Raw genomic sequence first — 21,262 nt, 5'->3', positions numbered from 1 at the left:
GCATGTCAGTTTATACCCCCGTCAGCGCCACCGAACTCGAAACCTTTCTGCATGAATACTCTGTCGGAGCGCTGACGGATTATGCCGGTATTAATGCGGGTGTCGAAAACAGCAATTTTTTCGTCACCACCACGCACGGGGCATATGTCCTGACCCTGTTTGAGCACCATACCCCGGCGGAATTGGGTTATTTTCTCGATCTTATGCAACATTGGGCGGATGCCGGTATTCCCGTGGCTCGCCCCATTCCCAACCGTGCGGGGCAATTACTGGGTACGCTCAAGCACAAACCCGCTGCGTTAGTGCTGCGTTTAGCAGGGCAACACATCGAGCACCCTACCCCCGAACAATGCGCCGCACTCGGCACGGCACTCGCGCACCTGCATCTTGCCGGGCAAACCTTCCCGCCACAACGCGCCCCTGATCGGGGGCATGATTGGCGAATGCACACGGCTTCACGCTTGCTGCCACACCTGAACCCAGCCGATGCCGCCTTGCTGCAAACCGAAATGGCATTCCAGCAAAGCATTCCGTTTGCGCAACTTCCCAGCGGTACGATTCACGCGGATTTGTTTCGGGATAATGTGCTGTTCCAGGATGGTCATCTGAGCGGTGTTTTGGATGTGTATTTTGCCTGCTACGATAACTGGTTGTATGACCTAGCAATCGTGGTCAATGACTGGTGCTGCAACGCGGATGGCGCTTTGGATGCCGCGCGGATGCAGGCTTGCGTCGAAGCTTATCAGCAAGTACGCCCTTGGCAAGCGATTGAGCAACGTTATTGGCAGGCACTGCTACGCGCGGCAGCATTGCGCTTCTGGCTTTCACGCTTGGATGCAGCCTTGAATCCACCGGCTGGCGAGATGATTTTGCAAAAAGACCCCGCAGAATTCCGTAACAAGCTGTTACAACGCATCAACGAAACCAATGTAACGGTCGACGCGAGGCGCTTATTGTGCCCTCTGCCGGTCATTCGGGTGCAAACAGCGGTCGAAAATTTGCCTGCGGGCGTTAAGATGACGGCTATCTGCACCGACCCCGGCGCACTGCACGATATTCCGGCATGGGCACGCATTCACGGGCACACGGTATTGGAAACGCGCAGTGAAGGGCGTGAACATGTCATCGTTTTACAAACAGGTGGGACACAATGAACGGACACACGCACGGCGTCGCCGATACTCGCAACGAGGATAAAAGTCGCAAAGCCGTTACCAGTCGCGTCGCCTTCGTTGGCATGAGTGTGAATATTTTTCTAGTGATTGCGCAAATCATCGGCGGTATTCTCACCCATTCGCAAGCACTGATTGCGGATGCCATGCACACGTTGTCGGATTTAGTTGGCGATATCGTGGTGTTATTTGCGGCTCATCATGCCAGCAAAGCCGCTGATGCAAACCACCCTTACGGGCATGGGCGCATTGAAACCCTCGCCACCGTGATTCTCGGCTTATTATTAGGCGGTGTCGCTGCGGCAATTTTCTTGCAAGCTTGGGACAGACTCGCAGGCGACGCTCCGCTTGTGACCCCTGAACCGGGCGCGATGGCGATTGCGGCGTTGGCGATTATTGGCAAAGAAGGGCTATACCACTACACCGTACACGTTGCTAAGCGCATCAGCTCCCCGATGCTCAAAGCCAGTGCTTGGCACCACCGTTCGGATGCAATTTCCTCGGTACTGGTGTTGCTGGCGATTGGTGGGGCGCAATTGGGTTTTCCATGGCTGGATTCGGTAGCCGCTATTTTGGTCGCCATAATGATTTTTTACATGGCAATCCAGCTCATTTTGGAAAGCACCAGTGAATTGGTGGATACCGGGTTGGATGCGCAGGAAGTCCAAGACATGCGTGACTTTATTTGTGCTATCGACGGCGTGGAGAGCGTGCATTTATTACGCACGCGGCGCATGGGCGGACGCGTGTTAGCCGATGCGCATTTGCAAGTCGACGGGCGCATCAGCGTTTCCGAAGGCCATCACATCAGCGATACGGTGATGTATCGCTTGCGGCGGCAATTTCCGGCTATCAGTGACGTTGTTATCCACATTGATCCTGAAGACGATGAAATCGTGCATCCCAGCAAAAATCTGCCCTCGCGAGTTGAATTATTAGCCACACTGCAAGCGCTACCGGAAACAGCAGCGTTATGGGATAACATCGACGATCTCACTTTGCATTACCAAGGCGGCAAACTTCATCTTGACGTTATTCTACGGGAAGCGTCTACCGCAACAGCACTCGCAGCCTTTCAACAGGCTTGCAGCAGCATTCCCAGCATAGAGTGCATTAATTTTTTCACCAGAATAGTGCATTAGCAACTTTTCAAGCCTTGTTTTGGTGATTGCAAAGCCCTTCCTTCTGGTCTGACTTGATCAGGGAAGGTATTTCTTAAAAATGGCATAAAAATTGCATTTAACCTCATTATTTCAGATTCAATGCATTGAAAGAGGTTAACAGATGAGTAGCAATTTCGCGCGTACCCAAGCAATCCAAACCATTAGCCAACGTTCCCCGCTGGATCTCGGCAAGACCGAGCCATTGAGCAAAATCTGGGCTTGTGACGTTTTCAATCTGGCACGCATGGAAGAATGCCTCTCCAAATCTGCCTTTAAAGCCATGAAGAAAACTTTCCAGACCGGCGCACCGCTCGACCCAGCGGCGGCGGATGTGGTGGCTGCTGCGATGAAAGAATGGGCGATGTCCAAAGGCGCGAAATTCTTTTCACACATTTTTTACCCGATGACCAATGCCACGGCTGAAAAGCACGACGGCTTCATCATCAGCAACCCGGAAGGCAATGCCATCACCGATTTCAGCGGCAGCCTGCTGATCAAAGGTGAACCAGACGGCTCGTCTTTCCCGAACGGCAGTATCCGTGCCACCAACTCCGCACGCGGTTACACCGCATGGGATCCGACTAGCCCTGCGTACATTATGCACACGGATAATGGCGCAACCCTGATGATTCCGTGCGTATTCTTATCATGGACGGGCGAATCACTCGACAAAAAAATCCCCTTGCTGCGCTCCAACGCCGCCATGAACACCGCTGCCCAGCGCGTGTTGAAGCTGATGGGAGAAACCGACATTGCCACCTTGAATTCAAGCTGCGGTGCCGAGCAAGAATACTTCCTGATCGACGAAGCCTTCGCCAATGCACGCCCTGATATTTTACTCTCTGGGCGCACCTTATTCGGTGCAGCCCCGGCGAAAGGTCAGCAATTCGATGACCATTATTTCGGTGCAATCCCAGAGCGTGTGCAAGTCTACATGCAAGACATTGAAGACAAGCTCTACCGCCTCGGCATCCCTGCCAAAACGCACCACAACGAAGTCGCACCGGGTCAGTTTGAAATTGCCCCTTATTTTGAAGCAGCAAACGTGGCAGCCGATCACCAGCAATTGCTGATGACTGTCATGAAAACCACCGCCAAAGCCCACGGTTTCCTGTGCATGTTGCACGAAAAACCGTTTGCGGGCGTCAACGGCTCAGGCAAACACGTCAACTGGTCGGTTGGTAACAGCACTCAAGGTAACTTGCTTGACCCCGGCAGCACGCCTGAAGAGAACCTGCACTTCTTGGCCTTCTGTGGTGCAGTTATCCGTGGCGTGCACTTGTTTGGACCATTGTTGCGGGCGGTTATCGCCTCCGCCTCTAACGACCACCGCTTGGGCGCCAACGAAGCCCCCCCAGCGATTTTATCCGTTTACTTGGGCGATCAGCTCGAACAAGTCTTTAACGACATCAAAGCCGGTAAAATCCTCAAAACCGAAAAAGGCGGTCAAATGGATTTGGGTCTGTCGCAGATTCTGAAATTTGAACGCGACCCCGGCGACCGCAATCGCACATCGCCTTTCGCATTCACCGGCAACCGTTTTGAATTCCGCGCGGTCGGCTCGTCACAATCCGTGTCTGGTCCCTTGGTTGCGATGAACACCATTTTGGCAGACTCCCTGAACTGGATGGCTGACAAACTGGAAGTCGAATTAAACAGCGGCAAAGACGTTGCCAGTGCTACGCTGGCAGTGCTGAAAGTCGTGATGGAACAACACGGGAATGTGGTGTTCGGCGGCAACGGCTATTCCCCAGAATGGCACAAAGCAGCGGTTGTCGAACGCGGTTTGAAAAACCTGCCAACCTCGGCGGATGCGCTGCCGGAATTGTTGAGCCAAGAAATTTCCAGCTTATTTGAGCGCACCGGCGTGTTGACCCTCACCGAGCTGCACAGCCGCTTTGAAGTTTACGCTGAGCAATACATCAACAGCATCGACGTCGAAGCCAAGCTGATGATTAATATGGCAACCACCATGGTTTATCCGGCGGCGGTCACTTACTTATCCGAATTGGCAGCAACCGCTGGCAATCTGCAAGACTTGGGCATTATGCTGGATAACGGTATCGCGAACAGCGTCGCCACTGAAGCCAATGCCATGATGGTTGCCGTTGGCAAACTGAGCGAAGCCCGCGCCAAACACGACTTCGACAGTGTGCAAGATCACATGACCTTCTTAGCGAGCACGGTACGCGGCTTAATGACCGAAGTCCGTACTCACGCCGACACACTCGAAACCCTGATTGCGGATGAGATGTGGCCATTACCCAAATACAGCGAAATGCTGTTCATCAAGTAAGGCATAATACCCGTTAGAAAGGCGCGATTTATCGCGCCTTTCTTTTGCCCGTTATTTACAGCCCCCCTTAGTCTGAGTAACATCCCTGTTTATCAGAAAAACCATCCGTTACCCATTCATTAGGAGACACATCATGTCTGCACAAGACGTTCTAAACATGATCAAAGACAACGACGCCAAATACGTCGATTTCCGCTTCACCGACACCAGTGGCAAGGAGCATCACGTCACGGTTCCGGCGCACACGGTCGAAGAAGACACCTTCACTGAAGGCAAAATGTTCGATGGTTCTTCTATTTCTGGTTGGAAAGGCATCAACGAATCCGACATGATCCTCATGCCCGATCCGGCAACGGCTTTCGTCGACCCGTTCTTCCAAGACGTTACTGTCAACGTTACTTGCGGCATCGTTGACCCAACCACCATGGAAGGCTACGAGCGTGACCCGCGTTCCATCGCGATGCGTGCCGAAGCTTACCTGAAATCCACCGGCATTGCGGATACCGCCTTCTTTGGCCCCGAACCTGAATTTTTCATCTTTGATGACGTGCGCTGGGGTTCGGACATGAGCGGCACTTTCGTCAAAATTGACTCACAAGAAGCGGGTTGGAACTCTGACAAAGTGTACCCTGATGGCAATATGGGGCACCGTCCGGGTGTTAAAGGCGGCTATTTCCCGGTTCCGCCGGTTGATTCCCTGCACGACATTCGTTCCACCATGTGTAACATTCTGGAAGAAGTCGGCGTCCCTGTCGAAGTGCACCATCATGAAGTCGCTACCGCTGGTCAGTGCGAAATCGGTACGCGTTTCGCCACCCTAACCACTCGCGCTGACTGGACACAACGTCAAAAATACGTCATTCACAACGTTGCTCACCAATACGGCAAAACCGCCACCTTTATGCCTAAACCCATCGTTGGCGACAACGGCTCTGGGATGCACGTGCACATGTCATTGGCAAAAGACGGCGTGAACACCTTTGCAGGTGACGGCTATGCCGGTTTGTCTGAAACCGCGCTGTACTACATCGGCGGTGTCATCAAGCACGCCAAAGCGCTGAATGCGATCACTAACCCTGGCACAAACTCTTACAAGCGGTTGGTTCCGGGCTTTGAAGCGCCGGTTATGCTGGCGTATTCCGCACGCAACCGTTCCGCGTCTATCCGCATCCCATTCGTGGCCAGCCCGAAAGGTCGCCGTATCGAAGTGCGCTTCCCTGACCCTTCTGCCAACCCTTACCTCGCGTTTGCCGCACTAATGATGGCAGGCTTGGACGGTATCAAGAATAAAATCCACCCCGGCGAAGCGATGGACAAAGACCTGTACGACCTGCCACCGGAAGAAGACAAGCTCATCCCACGCGTTTGCCATTCACTGGACATGGCTTTGGACGCACTGGATAAAGACCGCGAATTCCTGACCGCAGGCGGCGTATTCAGCAATGACATGATCGACGCTTTCATCGAGTTGAAAATGCAAGAAGTGACGCGCTTCCGCATGACCACTCACCCGGTTGAATTTGATATGTACTACTCGCTCTAAGCGGTTTTACGCACTCACGCAATAAAAAACGCCCCTTAATCGGGGCGTTTTTCTATCCAGCGCCTCACTGCAAGCACTGCTCGTATGGCACTCCCGTCAACTTGCCCACAATTTCAACGGCTGCCAGCTCTACCAACGAACGCACCGCTTGCGCTTGTCCCTCGTTACGGCTTAAATTTATATCGAAATAAACCCCGAACTTATTAATACTGGCATCCGCATCCAATGAATCACCGCGCTGGAAAATTGCTACGGAATTCTTCGAGGAAACGCCGGGTACCACACTCATGTCTTCAGTGCTCACCACATTCAAATCCAAAGCCACAACACTGAGAGAAGACCCACGCGCTGCACCCAAACCACCATCGCGTCGTGCAAATAAACCGATACTTGCGTCAACACTGGTGACACCTTTATCAAATTGACTAATAGAACCTTGAATGTCGTACAAGGGCATTGCCTCATAAACTTTATTATTGTTAGCCGCTTTCAAAAAAGAAATAAGATTGCCCGAATCCTTACCGTATAAAATAAGTTTGATACCGTGGCTTCTGTAAGTCATTTCAGAAATGGCTGAAACCAGCATATCCCGAACGCCGGTTTTAACTGCTTCTGTTTTATCGTCAATGTCTTCGACCATCACGGGAATGTCTCGAATATTTCTCGACAACATTAGGCGATCCATACAGCTTAATGAATCTGAAAAGTTAGTCACATTCTTATAAGGCGCACCGTTTGGCCCTTGTTTTATTTCGGCAAACTCACTTTCTAATTTATCATCTAAACGTGAATCAATATTTGCACAGCCACACAATATTGTGGCACAAATCATTACTAATGAATTTTTTATATTTTTCATAAGTATATTTTTAACACTCCAGAATTATTATTTTTATATTAGTTGTATTTAGTACTTATACTTTCCCAAACAGAAAGAATGGTAATGCCGAAAAGCGTAACGCCGTTAGCGGCAATTATTGGCCTGCATAATATCACCTTGCACGAAAACGATAATATCGTTTGGCACACCCGCCGTATCATCCAGCACAACGTTCCCCACATTAATATCGCAACCTGCCGTATCCAACGTACCTGTTGCAAAGGTATCAACGTCCGTGCCCGTATCGCGGGCATCCACACCGTAAGCACGCAACTGCGCCCGTGTTTTGGCAAACGTGGCCGACATATCCATCATAGAAGGCGGTGCACTGCCTTCCGGCAAAGCCAAAACTGCGGTGGCACTCACGGTTAAAGCAGTAAACAATAAATACTGCACTGGTAAACATTTCATGGGTAATCTCCCTGATAAACAGCCCCCGCTCTTTAAAATAAGGGCGGGGACATTTTCACTTATTTAGACTGGGTAGTGTCTTCATAAATAGTCGCAATAGTAGCCGACTGAGAGCCTTTCTGCCCGGTTTGTTTTTGATAGATCTTTGAATTATGGACATAGATTTTTGCCCGACCATCAAACTTATCGTTAACATGAGAAATGATCGCACGTTGCGTCAAATCAGTACCGTCTTGTGCTTGGTAAATTTCAACATCGTGAATCAACATATCAACATCGACATCGGTCGCAAATGCGGAAGCGCTTGACAACAACAACGCGGCAGAAAGTGCTGCAATCCCTTTCATAACTTTAATACTCCATAATATTTCACTAATCTACACTCATCCCCTCGCTGGGGACTAAATAAGCATAAGCCATATTCTGTAATATTCAAGCAACAATCGTGCTTTTTTAAACAAAATTTTTTAACTGGTCATTGCTTATTCTTTATATAGTTTATTAAAAATAAACATTAATAAAGTTGATCTTATATTTTATTTCAAAGATCTAACTAAAAAATAAACAATATGCTATTTTTTCCATAAATTTTTTTTGTTCAAAAGATTAAAAATAACTCTAAATCCCAAAGAATATTTGCTTATAATTAAGTTATGTAACGGAGAATAATGATGAACTCGATACAGTTCTGCGGCATCAGGTTTCGCGGCTTAGAACAGGCGGAATTATTCAAGGAAGATAGCGCGACGCACTTTGTTGTTACCGTCAATGCAGAGTTCATTGTCAAAGCCAGCCGTAACAAACTGTTCCGTGACATTATCAATGCTAATTGCGCCACTTTCGATGGTCAGATTCCCTACTTTTTTGCACGCTTATTAAACCCCACCAAACACTTTAGTAAAATCAGTGGCTCAGACTTCATTTATGATGCTTGTGAGCACGCCCAACAACACGGTAAAAGCTTGTTTTTATTGGGTGGAACTGCCACAGCAAACGCCGTGGCAGTGCAACGCATACGGGCGACCTACGCCCTAAACATTGCAGGCTACTCACCGCCTTACGCCACCTACCCTTTCAGCCCTGCCCACAATGACGCCATCAGAGCGCAAATCAGCCAATTCAAACCCGATTTTTTGTTCGTCGCGTTTGGTTCGGTGAAACAAGAGTATTGGATTAACGACAACCTCGGCTTCCTGCAACAGCAACAGGTGCGTTTAGCCGTGGGCTGCGGTGGAACGTTCGATTTCGTCGCAGGGCAAGTAAAACGTGCGCCGCGCCTGTTGCAACAAGCGGGTCTGGAAGGTCTTTGGCGCTTGGTCACGGAACCGCGTCTGTTCCGGCTCAAGCGCCTGCTGGAAAGCACGCTATTTTTCAGCGTGCTGTACAATCACCATTTATCATGGCGTAAGCATTCGGTTTAAACATCTTCGACTTCCAATTCCTTAAGTTTGCGGGTGAGCGTATTGCGCCCCCACCCCAGCAAATCCGCCGCTTCAATCTTGCGCCCGCCGGTTTTCTTGAGTGCCGCCTGCAACAGAATGCGTTCAAAGATCGGGTTGAGTTCAGTCAGCAGATTAACGTCACCCTTATTGAGTTTGTAATCGGCAAAATGCGCCAAGGCTTTTTCCCAATTATCCGGCACTTCGGTTTTACCCGGATCGACTTCAAGCAATTCTGCTGGAAGATCATCCATGACAATTTCACGCCCGGATGCCATCACCGTCAACCAGCGGCAAGTGTTTTCCAATTGGCGCACATTGCCCTGCCAAGGCAGGGTTTGCAGGTGCTCTGTCACCCGTGTGGACAAAGATTTAACCTCCACCTGTAACTCTTCCGCCGCACGGTGCAAAAAGTGATTCAACAATAACGGAATGTCTTCGCGGCGCTCACGCAACGGTGGATTATGAATGCGGATAACATTCAAGCGGTGGAACAAATCCTCACGGAATTGCCCCTTGTGTACCAACTCTTCCAAATGCTGGTGCGTTGCTGCAATGATGCGCACATCGACTTTCACCGGGGTATGCCCACCGACGCGGTAAAAGGTGCCTTCCGCCAACACGCGCAGCAAACGGGTTTGCAATTCGGCAGGCATATCGCCAATTTCGTCCAAAAACAGTGCGCCGCCGTCGGCTTGTTCAAAGCGTCCTTTGCGTTGTGCATAAGCGCCCGTGAATGCACCTTTTTCGTGCCCAAACAGTTCGGACTCTAGCAACTCGCGCGGAATCGCGGCGGTATTCAGCGCAATAAACGGCTTGGTAGAACGCGGGCTGTGGGTGTGCAAGGCTTTGGCAACCAATTCCTTGCCGGTGCCGGATTCGCCGGTAATCAGCGCGGTAATGCTGGATTTGGATAAGCGCCCAATCGCCCGAAACACTTCCTGCATGGCGGGTGCGTGCCCAATAATATCGCGCCCCCCCAGCAACTCCAGCACCGGATCGGCCGCTTTTTCGCCTTCACGCTCGCGGCGCATTTTGCAGGCGCGGCGCACCAATTCCAGCGCGTCATTCACATCGAACGGCTTGGGCAGGTATTCAAATGCGCCGCCTTGGTAGGCCGATACTGCGCTTTCAAGATCGGAATGCGCGGTCATAATGATCACCGGAATCATCGGGTGTTCGCGCTGCATCCGTTCCAATAAAATCAGTCCATCCGTACCCGGCATCCGAATATCGGTAATCAGCGCATCGGGTTGTTCCGTGCGCAACGCGGTAATGACTTGATCGGCAGTCTCGAAACTGCGCACGTCAATGCCTGCTTTTTGCAGAGTACGTTCCAATACCCAGCGGATCGAGCGATCATCATCCGCAACCCAGACGTTTTCAACAGGCAGCATGGTCTTCCTCCAATGGAATCAGAATCGAAAAACACGTATTTCCGGGAACCGATTCGCAATGAATCAAGCCCTTATGACGGCGTACCAAGGTTTGTGCGATTGCCAAACCCAGACCACTACCTTCGGAGTGTCCGCTAACCATGGGCAAGAATAATTTATCCTGCAAATGTTCTGGCACGCCGGGGCCATTGTCGCAAATATCAACTTTCAGCACGTGGCGGTAGCGAATTTGTTGGATGGTGAATTGCCGTAAAATGCGCGTGCGCAATAAAATTAACCCACTGCCCGCCAACGCGCGGGTGGCGTTATTAACAATATTGAGCACCACTTGCACCAATTGATTACGATCGCCTTGAAATTCCGGCAAACTGGGATCGTAATCGCGGATAAACTGCACATCAGCCGCTACTTCTGCGCTGACGAGATGCCGTACATGCTCCAATACTTCATGGATATTCACGCTCTCGGTATGCGGCAAGCGGCTAGGGCCTAACATGCCATCAACCAAATGCTTGAGGCGGTCAGCTTCGGAAATAATGATTTGGGTATACTCTTTGAGTTCGGGGCTGTCTAACTCGCCCTCTAACAATTGAGCAGCACCGCGCAAACCGCCCAGCGGGTTTTTGATTTCGTGTGCAATCCCGCGCACCAACTCATGCACGGCTTGTTGTTGGTGAATGACCTGATCTTCGCGCACAATGCGCAATTTGCGGTCAATGCGATGCACCTCCAGCAATAAGTGATTATGCCAGTCGCGCAAGGTAATCGGAGTAATCACGCAATCAATGGTAATGGCTTCGCTACTGGCCAGTTCAATCGGGCATTCGCGAATGGATTGCGGGTCGCTCAAACGCAACGCCAGTTCCAAATGCTCCAGCACTTCCCGGCTGCGTAATAACGACGAAACAGGCATTCCCATCGCCCGCTGCTGACTCTGCCCAAACAGTATTTCAGCCGATTGATTCATGTAAACAACCGCAAGCCCTGTATCTAGCACCACAATGGCGCAAGTCAGGGTATCCAGTAGGTCACTTTTTTTCAGGCTAGTATTATTCATTACAAAAACAATGCAAGTTCAGTGCCATAAAAATTTACTCATGCTTTTCAGTGTTTTAGGATTAGAACATACGCAAGCGTTCGGTATGCCCCCCTATAAAGCACCAAAACAGTGCAATTCATTTTATGCACCAAATGAGGGTAAATTACATCCCTAGGCATAAACGCGACACCGCACTGTCAACTTTTTGTCACTGGCAAAATTGCAGATTGTCGACAATTTTCACGAGTATACCCGGTAAACACGCCTTTTATCTGCCCAAACACCGCTTAAGAATCTACAAAATGTCGTGCAATCCCTGAAAATGTTTGTTTTGGTGATTGCTTGATGATTTGTATTCAGGCTAAACTCATGGGGTTTATACAACAACGGAGGAGTCTTATTATGTTAGATAGGTCTGCAAAGGCGTACTGGGCAGCGAACGTTCGCTTGCTCTCTATTTGCTTGGTTATTTGGTTCGTCGTGTCGTTCGGTTTTGGTATTTTGTTGCTTGATCAACTGAATACCATCCAAATCGGCGGTTACAAACTTGGTTTCTGGTTCGCCCAGCAAGGTTCAATTTACGTGTTCGTGGCTTTGATTTTCTTCTATGCATGGCGCATGGGACAAATCGACCGCCAATTTGACGTTCACGAATAAGGAGAGAGACATGACAGAACTTGAAATTTGGACGTATTTAATTGTCGGCGCGAGCTTCGTGCTGTACTTTGCGATTGCATGGTGGGCGCGTGCTGGCTCTACCAGTGACTTTTACGTTGCAGGCGGCGGTGTTACCTCCATCCAAAACGGTATGGCAACAGCAGCGGACTGGATGTCAGCGGCTTCCTTCATCTCGATGGCGGGTATCATTGCTTTCAAAGGCTATGACGCTTCGGCTTACCTGATGGGTTGGACAGGTGGTTACGTACTGATGGCAATGCTATTAGCACCGTACCTGCGTAAATTCGGTAAATTTACCGTGCCTGAGTTCGTTGGCGACCGTTACTACTCCAGAACAGCGCGTATCGTGGCTGTGGCTTGCTTGATCGTTATTTCTTTGACTTATGTAATCGGTCAGATGAAAGGTGTAGGCGTTACCTTCTCACGTTTCTTGGGCGTTTCCATGGAAATGGGTCTGGTTGTGGGTATGGTCATCGTGTTCTTCTATGCGGCTTTCGGCGGCATGAAAGGCATTACCTACACGCAAATCGCGCAATACGTGGTGTTGATCTTGGCTTACACCATTCCGGCTATGTTCATCTCCTTCAACCTGACTGGCAACCCCATCCCACAATTGGGCTTAGGTTCTACCATGGGTGACGGCAGCGGTGTTTTCATGCTGGATAAACTGGATCAAGTCATCACCGAACTGGGCTTCAAGGCATACACTGTGCCAAGCGATTCCATGATTAACACTTTCATGTTAACCATGACGCTGATGATCGGTACAGCGGGTTTACCACACGTTATTATCCGTTTCTTCACCGTAGCTTCTGTTAAGGATGCACGTTCTTCTGCGGGTTGGGCATTGATCTTCATCGCTATCCTTTACACCACTGCACCAGCAGTTGGCGCAATGGCGCGTTTGAACTTGGTGAACACCATCCAAACCGGCGAAGTCGGTGCGGCTGATGGCAACTTGGCAATGGATGCACGTCCAGCATGGATGGCGAACTGGGAAAAAACCGGCTTGATCTCCTTCAAAGACAAGAACGGCGATGGCAAAATCCAGTACTACAACGACGGTGCTCTGAGCAAAGCGCAAGCTGACTTGGGCGCTGCTGAAAAAGCACTGAAAGAAGCGCAGGACAAAGCCGGTGATACCGCAGCCGCTCAAGCTAAGGTTGACACCGCTAAGACTGCGGCTGATGAAGCCATGACCAAGTACATGACTGACGAGAAGACCAAAAAGTTTGCTGATTTTGGTTGGAAAGGTAACGAAGTCACTAAAGTCGACAACGACATCATGGTACTGGCTAACCCAGAAATCGCAGGCTTGCCGAACTGGGTTATCGCACTGGTAGCCGCCGGTGGTATCGCAGCGGCACTGTCTACAGCAGCAGGCTTGTTGTTGGCGATCGCCTCTTCCGTTTCGCATGACTTGATGAAAGGTATCTTCACACCCAACATCTCTGAAAAGAACGAGTTGATGGCTTCCCGTATCGCAATCACCATCGCTATCATTCTGGCAGGCTACATGGGTATGAACCCACCGGGCTTTGCGGCAGAAGTCGTGGCGCTGGCGTTTGGTTTGGCGGCATCCTCCATCTTCCCTGTGCTGATGATGGGTATCTTCTCCAAGCGCATGAACACTGCGGGTGCTATCTCCGGGATGTTGGCGGGTATCGGCTTGACACTGGTATACATTTTCTGGTTCAAAGGCTGGTTCTTCATCAAGGGCACAGAAATGGCGCCTAACATTCCCGCGAACTGGTTCTTGGGTATCTCCCCTGAAGCGTTTGGTACAATCGGTGCGATTGCGAACTTCGTGGTTGCATTTATCGTTTCCCGCTTTACCGCTCCGCCACCAGAACATATTCAACACTTGGTTGAAGACGTTCGTATCCCACGTGGTGCGGGTGCTGCTACTCACTAAATCGACTCTCCACTCGATTTGAAAAAAGACTCCTTCGGGGGTCTTTTTTTTGGCATAATCGGGCTGTTATGCAGCAGCAAAAGGTGTGATGAATGAAATCGACGTTCCCGTTAGCCTGTTTTACCGGACTTCTTACGTTACTACTGCCCGCTCTCAGTTTTGCCAGTAACGGCGGCGGTGGTACTGAAGTGGTTAATCTGACCGCCACCGCGTTGGGTTTAACGGCGTTAATTCTCTTCATTTTTGCGTATGGCTTGGTGATTGCGGAAGAACACCTGCACATGCGCAAATCCAAACCCGTGATTGTTGCGGCGGGCATTATCTGGGTACTGGTTGCGATTGCGTATACCAGCGCAGGCAGACAGGAACAGATGACTGAAATCCTCAATCACAACCTGCTGGAATACGGGCAGTTGTTCCTATTCCTGCTCGCCGCGATGACCTTCATCAATACTTTGGAAGAGCGCAATATGTTTGCGGCGTTACGCTCTTGGTTGGTATCCAGAGGCTTTTCGCTGTATTGGATTTTCTGGATCACCGGGTTGATGGCATTTTTCATCTCCCCTGTCGCCGACAATTTAACGACGGCGCTGTTGATGGCAGCCGTGTTGATGGCGGTTGCTGCCGACAAACCCGCCTTTGTCGCGATGGGCTGTATCAACTTAGTCGTGGCGGCGAATGCAGGCGGCGCATGGAGTCCGTTTGGTGACATTACCACGCTGATGGTTTGGCAAGCGGGCTTAGTGAAATTTGGCGAATTTTTCGCATTATTTATTCCCTCGCTGCTCAATTGGTTTATCCCTGCACTGATCATGTCGTTCTTCGTTGAAAAAGGGAAACCGGCGGCGGTCAACGACAACGTGGCAGTCAAACGCGGGGGCTTTGTGGTGCTGGCGCTGTTCATTGCGACCATAGCCACCGCTGTCATCTTCCACAACTCACTGCACCTGCCGCCGGTGTTGGGGATGATGACCGGGCTTGGGGTGCTGCAAGTGTTTGGCTGGTATTTGAAAATCTCAGATAATGATGCCAGCAACGACAACGAAGAAGGTATCGGGCGGTTCGACATTTACAACCAATTGCAACGTTCCGAGTGGGACACGCTGATGTTCTTCTACGGCGTTATTTTGTGTGTCGGCGGCTTGGGGGCATTTGGCTACCTCGCACTGGTTTCCGAAGTACTTTATACCGACATGGGCGCGACTTGGGCAAACGTGATGATCGGCTTGCTGTCAGCGGTCGTGGATAATATTCCGGTGATGTTTGCGGTCATTACCATGCATCCCGATATGTCGCACGGGCAATGGTTATTGGTCACGTTGACGGCGGGTGTGGGTGGTTCGTTGCTGTCGATTGGCTCAGCAGCAGGGGTGGCATTGATGGGGCAAGCACGCGGTGTTTACACGTTTATGTCGCATTTGAAATGGACGTGGGCGGTAGCGCTCGGTTATATCGTCAGTATTTACGCGCACTTGTGGATTAATTCAGCATTATTGTAAAGTGACTTTTTAGCAACATTTGATGCATTTACGACACTAGTCAGCGTGTCATTTGTGTTACTCTTGCGCTTCTTAGTAACCAAAGACACTGGTCACACAATGAAAAAAAAATTGCTTATCATCGCTTTAGCAGGCTTCATGCTGAATGGCTGTAGCCTGTTGCGCGTTGAAGAACGCCAAACGATTGCCATCTATGACCGCGCCAATCCAGCGGTGGTGTGTATTCATGCCGAAGAGCAAGAGCCGGATGCATTCGGGGAAATTGCCACGGGTACGGGTTTCCTGTGGGACGCGAAGGGGCATATTGTCACCACGCAGCACTTGGTTTCTGGCTACAAGACCCTGACTGTGAGCTTTGAAGACCAAAGCGCACGCGAAGCCGACGTGGTTAATTCTGACAACGAATACGATTTAGCCGTCTTAAAACTGCGCGATATTACCAATCTACCCGCCCCCGCACACACCCACAGCAGCAAGGATTTGAAAGTCGGGCAGCACGTTTACAGCATTAGCAATGCGTTCGACTTAGGCCGCAGTTTCACGTCGGGTATTATTTCCGCGTTAGGGCGCAATTTCGGCGATCCGCAAACCGGCGGTATCAGCAACTTGATTCAAACCGATGCGGCGATTAACCCCGGCAGTTCCGGCGCACCCTTGCTGGACAGCAGCGGGCGCGTGATTGGGGTGAATGTTGCGATTTACAGCTTATCCGGTGGGTCAGACGGGATTGGTTTTGCTGTGCCGATGGATGTGGTGCGCCAGATTGTGCCGCGTTTGATCAGCGCACCTAAAGTATTGTGAACGACAACACCCAGCCGCGTTGCACCGCTGTCATCAACAACGCGGGCAATTGCGCCTGAAAACGTTCCGCCAATTCCGGCAGCTTCTGGGCTTGCTGAATGGCACTGAGAAATTCCCACGTTGCCTCATCCAACAACACTTGGTGCAAACGCCGCCCAGCTCGCCACACCAAAACGTGCTGGGTTTGCTGTAACTCAAGCTGTTCCAACGCCACTTTTTCGGGGGCATCTTCCGGCTGATGCGCCAGCCACACCTGATGAATCGCGTAAGCCGACGTCAATAATTGTGCGGAAGCAGGTAATGCCAACACCAAACGCGCTTGTTGCGCCGCATCCAGCGTAGCGAGTTGGGAAAAATCCCCCGCCGGTTGGTTAACCGCATTCCATGCCTGATGCCGCGCCCATTCCAGTCTTGCCACATCCGCAACCCACTGCATCGGTTGCAAAGCGGGGTGGGCAGCGAGGAAATCCGCAAATCCTGCCCCGTATTCCGCCAGAAACGGGCGCGTCGGTGGCTGTTGATCAACGTAACGGTCACTCGCCGCTTCAAAAAACTCCGCCCCCAGCAATTGCTGACACACCGGGTATAACGATTCGAGGTATTGCCACAAAATGCCGTGAACGCTGTTGCGGTAAATACCCACCCGTTGCGCCGCATCGAGTTTGCCATGCGATTTAACCAGCAACGCCGCCGCGTCACGCTGATCGCGGTTAAAAATAGCGGCAATAAAATGCTGTTGCAGTTCAGGCAAGGACACGCGCTTGCACCTCCGCTGCTTTGGTGGCTTCTGCCAACAAAACGGGCAATTCTGGCACGTTATTGTCCCACTCAATCAGGGTAGGAACCGCTCCAAAGCGCTGAATGGCTTGCGCATACAATGCCCAAACCGCAGCGCTGACCGGATAGCCGTGGGTATCGAGCAAATGCGTCCCCCGATCTTCGTAGCCCGCAAGGTGAATTTCGCGCACCCGCTGCACCGGAATGGCGTTTAAATAAGCCAGTGGGTCAAAATCGTGGTTGCAAGCACTGACGTAAATATTGTTCACGTCCAGTAAAATATCGCAATCCGCCGCTTCCGCCACCGCGCACAGAAAATCCCATTCGCTCATGACTGATTGCTGGTATTGCAGGTAACTGGAAACGTTTTCTATCACCAGCCTGCGTCCTAATATGTCTTGCGCTTGGCGAATACGGCGGGCAGCATGACGGACAGTTTCATCAGTGTAAGGCAGCGGGATCAAGTCGTGAGTGACCAGCCCGTGAACCGATGTCCAGCACAAATGGTCGGAAACCCACGCGGGATTCACGCGCTCCACCAAAGCTTTGACACGGCTAAAATATTCGGTATCCAGCGGGTCAGTCGAGCCTAGCGACATGCCAACACCGTGGAAAGTGAGCGGATAATGTTCCGCAATTTCAAACAAATAATCCTGCTGCACACTACCGGGCAGCAGGTAGTTGTCAGTCAGAATTTCCAGCCAAGGGATGGGCGGCTTGCTATCCGCAATCGTGTCGATGTGCTGGAAACGCAAACCGATACCACAACCCTTGACTGGATGGCTCATGGCTTAACCTTTCTTGTCTTCGACGACGACACCGCCCATGATTTTTTCACACGTACCTTTGGGAAGTTTGATCCATTCAGCCGCGTCTTTGTCTGCCTTGGCTTGGCCTGCGCACGCATGACCGTTTGCGCCGCAATCATTCATGCCAGCTTTGACGATACCGGAACATTTTTCCATTTCGACCTTGGCATCTTTGGCATCATCAGCGGCGTACAATGCACCAGAGGTTGCAGCCATGCCCAGTGCCATCAGTGCCGCAGCCATTACTTGTTTGTTCATGTTCATTGTCTTAACTCCTTAAATACATTAAAAATAATTTTCTGTCGTTTACCTGTCAGTCTTGTGTCAGGTATAGGGTTATACGGGGCTTACAGCGGTTTGGATGCAAGCCATCCGTATTTTTTCGGCATTCCTGCCTTTCATCACATCGGAATACACATTAGATCCTCCGCAACGACAACCTTGCCAGAATAGCGCTTCCCGATGATTGTTAGGCTCTCATCAAGTGGCTCGATGCTACGTGCCATCAGGTGCGACAGCACAAGCTTTTTCGCCTTAATCGCCGTAGCGAAATCGGCGATCTGGGAGGGCGTGGCATGGAGTCGTTTTGCAACCGCGTCCGTCGTCTCTTCGGATATGGCAAGGTTAGCCACCAGCAAGTCGGCATCCTGGGCGATCTTTGCCAAGCGTGTATCCAGCGTGGTTTGGTCAGCGCTGAATACAATCTTGTATGCGCCAATCTCGATGACATAACCGACAGAAGGCACAGGTCCGTGAGGTACTCCTACTGCACTGACACGCACATCGCCAGCAGAAAACACCGGCGTTGCTGTTTCTTTACTGGCATCTACCTCTACAGGCTGGAGTGAAAAAGATCCTGCCTCACCATCAAGGGGTCGCGAAAGATGGAGGAATCCCGAAAGATAACGGTATGCTCCGGTATCTTTACCAAACATCGCGTTCAGAAAATCCTTCATCCCCGGAAAAAAGTGGTTGCCGGAAGGCCCAGAGATCGGCAGATTTCGAGTCCTATCGGTGAAGAAACCGCTTTTCATGAGTGCTGGCAGATCCGCCGAGTGATCGGTATGAAAATGGGTGAGTGCGATTAGATCGAGGTCTTCGATCTTTGCCTTGGCCTCCCCAAAGCGCAAAAAAACACCGCCGCCTGTGTCAATCAGCATGATGGATTTACCATCACGCCAGATCAAATTTCCAGAACTCGCCCGCCCATCATCGGCAATGGGTCCGCCTGAACCTAATACCTGCACGCCGATGACGTCTGGCTGAGCACAGGCGTTGCTGCCCGCATGGACGGCAGCCGAGCTGGCAATCAGGTATGTGATTGCTGTAATCAAGAATATTTTCATTTGTAGAATCCATAGATGGGTTCGACCGTAACCCTGAAGGCTTAGCGTATGCGGCGGATATTCACCAGTGCTACTGGGTTTTGCCAGTCATACTTGGCAGCGTTCAGATCTCCCTGCCCATGAATGCCGTTATGGACATGAATAAAGCCTTCCGCCGCGTCTGTCGCCCGCAAATTGGCAGACCCAGGGCACGCAGGGCCGGGTACGTGGGTGCATAACTCATTGTTGGCTTCGCTACCCGCGTCATAGGCAATGGCTACGTGACTGCCTTGCGGTGAAATCGCATTCAGGGATACAAAAGCATCATTAGTATTGACCAGCATGGAAGCAAGGCTTAGACGGCTAAGCTTATTACCACCAGACAGTTCATAAGTGGCCGTTTTGCCGGGGGGAATGGGGGCTGTACCCGTAGTTACTTGCGCATTGCTAAACAGACTGGTGATTTCCTCTTTCAATAAGTCAGTGCCAGCAGTTTCTGCCAATGTTGCCAGCCCAGGAGAAGCGGCTTGCCCAGGTGAAAACAGTTGTTGCCGAGATGAGTGTAATACCAGCAAAGGCGGGCTAAACACCTGATCTTGCGTTATATTCGTAATTTCCACCTGATAAGTAATTGATTTATCAGCCATAGCGTAAGGTGTCAAGCTCAACAAAATACCAGCGCTTAACCATGTTGTGACAGTTTTAGACATGAACATACAAACACTCCATAACTTCGATTGTAAAAAGGCTTGTTACAGGCTATTAGGAAAAACAATGCCTGAGCCTAATCACTTACGTTTCCGAGCAAGTCATGGATGCATGGAATTTGCCTGTGAATAAAATTGGTTCATATAAAAATATAATCAGAGGGAAATCATATCACCACTGAATATTATTTCTCCTGAAGGTTTATTGGTCTGGCTGGAATTCAAAGGCTCCATGCTAATCGCAAATGTACTGGTATTATCCAGTTGTTTCCATAAAGCCTTATTAATAGGCATTCGGTATTTCCCACCACGTACCAATGCACCCACTCGAATCGGTAGATCATCGTTTTTAGGTATAATCCAAAAAGTCGGGGTCATGTTTTCGTCTGGTGGCAGTGTTTTATGTGGCATATCAAATGTTATTTCCATCGGTGTCTGTTTAATGACTGCCACGACCATTTTATTGGTATGTTCAGCGGATGTCATCAAGGACATATAGGCAGACGGCTGATGGTCAACGTTTAAAAAAAGCACTGTCAGAATGAATGCCGTTAGCGAGGAAAGCGTAGCAATTGACCAAGGCAGATAGTTTTCAAAACGCAATAGCCACGTTGTTGAGCGTTGACCTTCTTGGTTTTTGATCTCTTTGTAGATATTTTTCCAAATACGTGCCGACGGTTGTTCTGGAGGTAACAAACCTAATAATGGTGCTAACTTTTGTTGGTAAGCAAGCGTTACTTCACGTAGGTATAGGTGTTTTTCCATTAGTTTATCGAAGCGTAGCCGTGCTTTACCTTTTAAGGTTCCTAAGGCATAAGACATCGCAAGAGGTTCAAAAACATCTGGGTTTCTATAGCGTTTCATTGAAGGCATCCTCTCAATTGTTCCAAGCCTCGGCGTATCCATGCTTTTACTGTTCCTAATGGTTTATTTAGGGTATTGGCAAGTTCTTCATGCGTTTGCCCATGATAAAATGCACGTAAAACGCACTCCCGCTGATCGGGTTTAAGGTGTTCTAGACATTTTAATAGATTACGTACATCGTTTCCTTGTTGATACAAGGTATCTGGTTCGGGTTCTTTAGAAAGAAATTCAAGGGTTTCATACTCCACATCCGCAAACTGCGGGCGACTTTTTGCCGCCCGCAGCTTGTTTAGCGCTTGGTTGCGCACGATGACCGCCATCCATGTCATGGCATCAGCTTTACTGGCAGTGAATTGTGATGCATGTTTCCAGATATTAATAAAACCTTCTTGCAACACATCTTCCGCCAAGCTGGTATCACGTAATATATACTTGCAGATAGCCAGTAAATTAGGCGAGGATTTTTTGTATAATTGTTGAAATGCCTTGATTTCACCTCGTCCACTGCGGACAAGTAATTCATTCAATAACGTCATCGTTTTCCTTA

21 protein-coding genes are annotated in these 21,262 nt (G+C 50.2%); 9 read left to right on the top strand and 12 right to left on the bottom strand.

The window, feature by feature from the left end; genetic code table 11:
* The first annotated feature begins 2 nt into the window (after positions 1–2).
* The 4 genes from L3K52_07305 to glnA all read left to right on the top strand — a co-directional run bounded on the left by L3K52_07305 (position 3) and on the right by glnA (position 6,174).
* The gene (locus tag L3K52_07305) at positions 3–1,154 is read left to right on the top strand and encodes a homoserine kinase (GenBank protein ID UOG93525.1); all 1,152 of its coding nucleotides are present in this window, start codon (positions 3–5) and stop codon (positions 1,152–1,154) included.
* Entirely contained in the window at positions 1,151–2,314 is a 1,164-nt protein-coding gene (locus tag L3K52_07300) for a cation diffusion facilitator family transporter (protein ID UOG93524.1), read from the top strand. The genes L3K52_07305 and L3K52_07300 overlap by 4 nt, the downstream gene beginning before the upstream one ends.
* Before the next feature lie 142 nt (positions 2,315–2,456).
* Positions 2,457–4,631 carry a glutamine synthetase III gene (locus tag L3K52_07295; protein UOG93523.1) on the top strand — a complete coding sequence of 725 codons (2,175 nt, stop codon included), beginning with the start codon at positions 2,457–2,459 and terminating at the stop codon, positions 4,629–4,631.
* Between the two features lie 133 nt (positions 4,632–4,764).
* Positions 4,765–6,174 (top strand): glutamate--ammonia ligase, encoded by a 1,410-nt coding sequence (gene glnA, locus L3K52_07290; protein ID UOG93522.1) that lies wholly within the window; start codon positions 4,765–4,767, stop codon positions 6,172–6,174.
* 64 nt (positions 6,175–6,238) lie between these two features.
* Here glnA and L3K52_07285 read toward each other — a convergent pair whose 3' ends face one another.
* The 3 genes from L3K52_07285 to L3K52_07275 all read right to left on the bottom strand — a co-directional run bounded on the left by L3K52_07285 (position 6,239) and on the right by L3K52_07275 (position 7,812).
* The gene (locus L3K52_07285; protein UOG93521.1) at positions 6,239–7,033 is read right to left on the bottom strand and encodes a hypothetical protein; all 795 of its coding nucleotides are present in this window, start codon (positions 7,031–7,033) and stop codon (positions 6,239–6,241) included.
* Positions 7,034–7,138: 105 nt separating this feature from the next.
* A complete protein-coding gene (locus L3K52_07280; protein ID UOG93520.1) occupies positions 7,139–7,465 on the bottom strand; it encodes a hypothetical protein in 327 nt (108 codons plus the stop codon).
* Positions 7,466–7,524: 59 nt separating this feature from the next.
* Positions 7,525–7,812, bottom strand: a complete 288-nt coding sequence (locus tag L3K52_07275) for a hypothetical protein (protein ID UOG93519.1) — start codon at positions 7,810–7,812, stop codon at positions 7,525–7,527.
* A 321-nt stretch (positions 7,813–8,133) separates the two neighbouring features.
* Between L3K52_07275 and L3K52_07270 the strand changes: the two genes are divergently transcribed.
* A complete protein-coding gene (locus L3K52_07270) occupies positions 8,134–8,886 on the top strand; it encodes a WecB/TagA/CpsF family glycosyltransferase (GenBank protein ID UOG93518.1) in 753 nt (250 codons plus the stop codon).
* Here the strand turns inward: L3K52_07270 and ntrC are convergent.
* Entirely contained in the window at positions 8,883–10,301 is a 1,419-nt protein-coding gene (gene ntrC, locus L3K52_07265) for a nitrogen regulation protein NR(I) (protein ID UOG93517.1), read from the bottom strand. The genes L3K52_07270 and ntrC overlap by 4 nt on opposite strands.
* Positions 10,288–11,358 (bottom strand): ATP-binding protein, encoded by a 1,071-nt coding sequence (locus L3K52_07260; protein ID UOG93516.1) that lies wholly within the window; start codon positions 11,356–11,358, stop codon positions 10,288–10,290. The genes ntrC and L3K52_07260 overlap by 14 nt, the downstream gene beginning before the upstream one ends.
* Before the next feature lie 384 nt (positions 11,359–11,742).
* On the opposite strand from L3K52_07260, the gene L3K52_07255 reads away from it, so the two are divergent.
* The 4 genes from L3K52_07255 to L3K52_07240 all read left to right on the top strand — a co-directional run bounded on the left by L3K52_07255 (position 11,743) and on the right by L3K52_07240 (position 16,233).
* Positions 11,743–11,997: a DUF4212 domain-containing protein gene (locus L3K52_07255; GenBank protein UOG93515.1), complete on the top strand. Its 255-nt coding sequence runs from the start codon at positions 11,743–11,745 to the stop codon at positions 11,995–11,997.
* 10 nt (positions 11,998–12,007) lie between these two features.
* Positions 12,008–13,933, top strand: coding sequence for a VC_2705 family sodium/solute symporter (locus L3K52_07250; protein ID UOG93514.1), 1,926 nt, complete (start codon positions 12,008–12,010; stop codon positions 13,931–13,933).
* 92 nt (positions 13,934–14,025) lie between these two features.
* Positions 14,026–15,432 (top strand): sodium:proton antiporter NhaD, encoded by a 1,407-nt coding sequence (gene nhaD / locus L3K52_07245; GenBank protein ID UOG93513.1) that lies wholly within the window; start codon positions 14,026–14,028, stop codon positions 15,430–15,432.
* A gap of 99 nt (positions 15,433–15,531) precedes the next feature.
* Positions 15,532–16,233: a trypsin-like peptidase domain-containing protein gene (locus L3K52_07240; GenBank protein UOG93512.1), complete on the top strand. Its 702-nt coding sequence runs from the start codon at positions 15,532–15,534 to the stop codon at positions 16,231–16,233.
* Here L3K52_07240 and L3K52_07235 read toward each other — a convergent pair.
* From L3K52_07235 to L3K52_07205, 7 genes are all read right to left on the bottom strand, one after another.
* Positions 16,220–16,990 carry a putative DNA-binding domain-containing protein gene (locus L3K52_07235; protein UOG93511.1) on the bottom strand — a complete coding sequence of 257 codons (771 nt, stop codon included), beginning with the start codon at positions 16,988–16,990 and terminating at the stop codon, positions 16,220–16,222. The two genes, L3K52_07240 and L3K52_07235, sit on opposite strands and share 14 nt — an antisense overlap.
* On the bottom strand, positions 16,977–17,798 hold the full coding sequence (locus tag L3K52_07230; GenBank protein ID UOG93510.1) for a DUF692 domain-containing protein: 822 nt from the start codon (positions 17,796–17,798) through the stop codon (positions 16,977–16,979). The genes L3K52_07235 and L3K52_07230 overlap by 14 nt, the downstream gene beginning before the upstream one ends.
* 3 nt (positions 17,799–17,801) lie before the next feature.
* Positions 17,802–18,083: a DUF2282 domain-containing protein gene (locus tag L3K52_07225; GenBank protein ID UOG93509.1), complete on the bottom strand. Its 282-nt coding sequence runs from the start codon at positions 18,081–18,083 to the stop codon at positions 17,802–17,804.
* Between the two features lie 137 nt (positions 18,084–18,220).
* Positions 18,221–19,165, bottom strand: coding sequence for an MBL fold metallo-hydrolase (locus tag L3K52_07220; GenBank protein ID UOG93508.1), 945 nt, complete (start codon positions 19,163–19,165; stop codon positions 18,221–18,223).
* Between the two features lie 41 nt (positions 19,166–19,206).
* Positions 19,207–19,860, bottom strand: coding sequence for a spondin domain-containing protein (locus L3K52_07215; protein ID UOG93507.1), 654 nt, complete (start codon positions 19,858–19,860; stop codon positions 19,207–19,209).
* 147 nt (positions 19,861–20,007) lie between these two features.
* Positions 20,008–20,715 (bottom strand): anti-sigma factor, encoded by a 708-nt coding sequence (locus tag L3K52_07210; GenBank protein ID UOG93506.1) that lies wholly within the window; start codon positions 20,713–20,715, stop codon positions 20,008–20,010.
* Complete coding sequence (locus L3K52_07205; protein UOG93505.1) at positions 20,712–21,251, bottom strand: sigma-70 family RNA polymerase sigma factor; 540 nt, start codon at positions 21,249–21,251, stop codon at positions 20,712–20,714. Before L3K52_07205 ends, L3K52_07210 begins: the two co-directional genes overlap by 4 nt.
* Between the last annotated feature and the right edge of the window lie 11 nt (positions 21,252–21,262).

Origin of the sequence: Candidatus Thiothrix sulfatifontis, from assembly GCA_022828425.1 — a bacterium.
GTDB lineage: Bacteria > Pseudomonadota > Gammaproteobacteria > Thiotrichales > Thiotrichaceae > Thiothrix > Thiothrix sulfatifontis.
The sequence above is the reverse complement of the archived record's forward strand: the minus strand, read 5'-3'. Positions and strand labels throughout refer to the sequence as shown.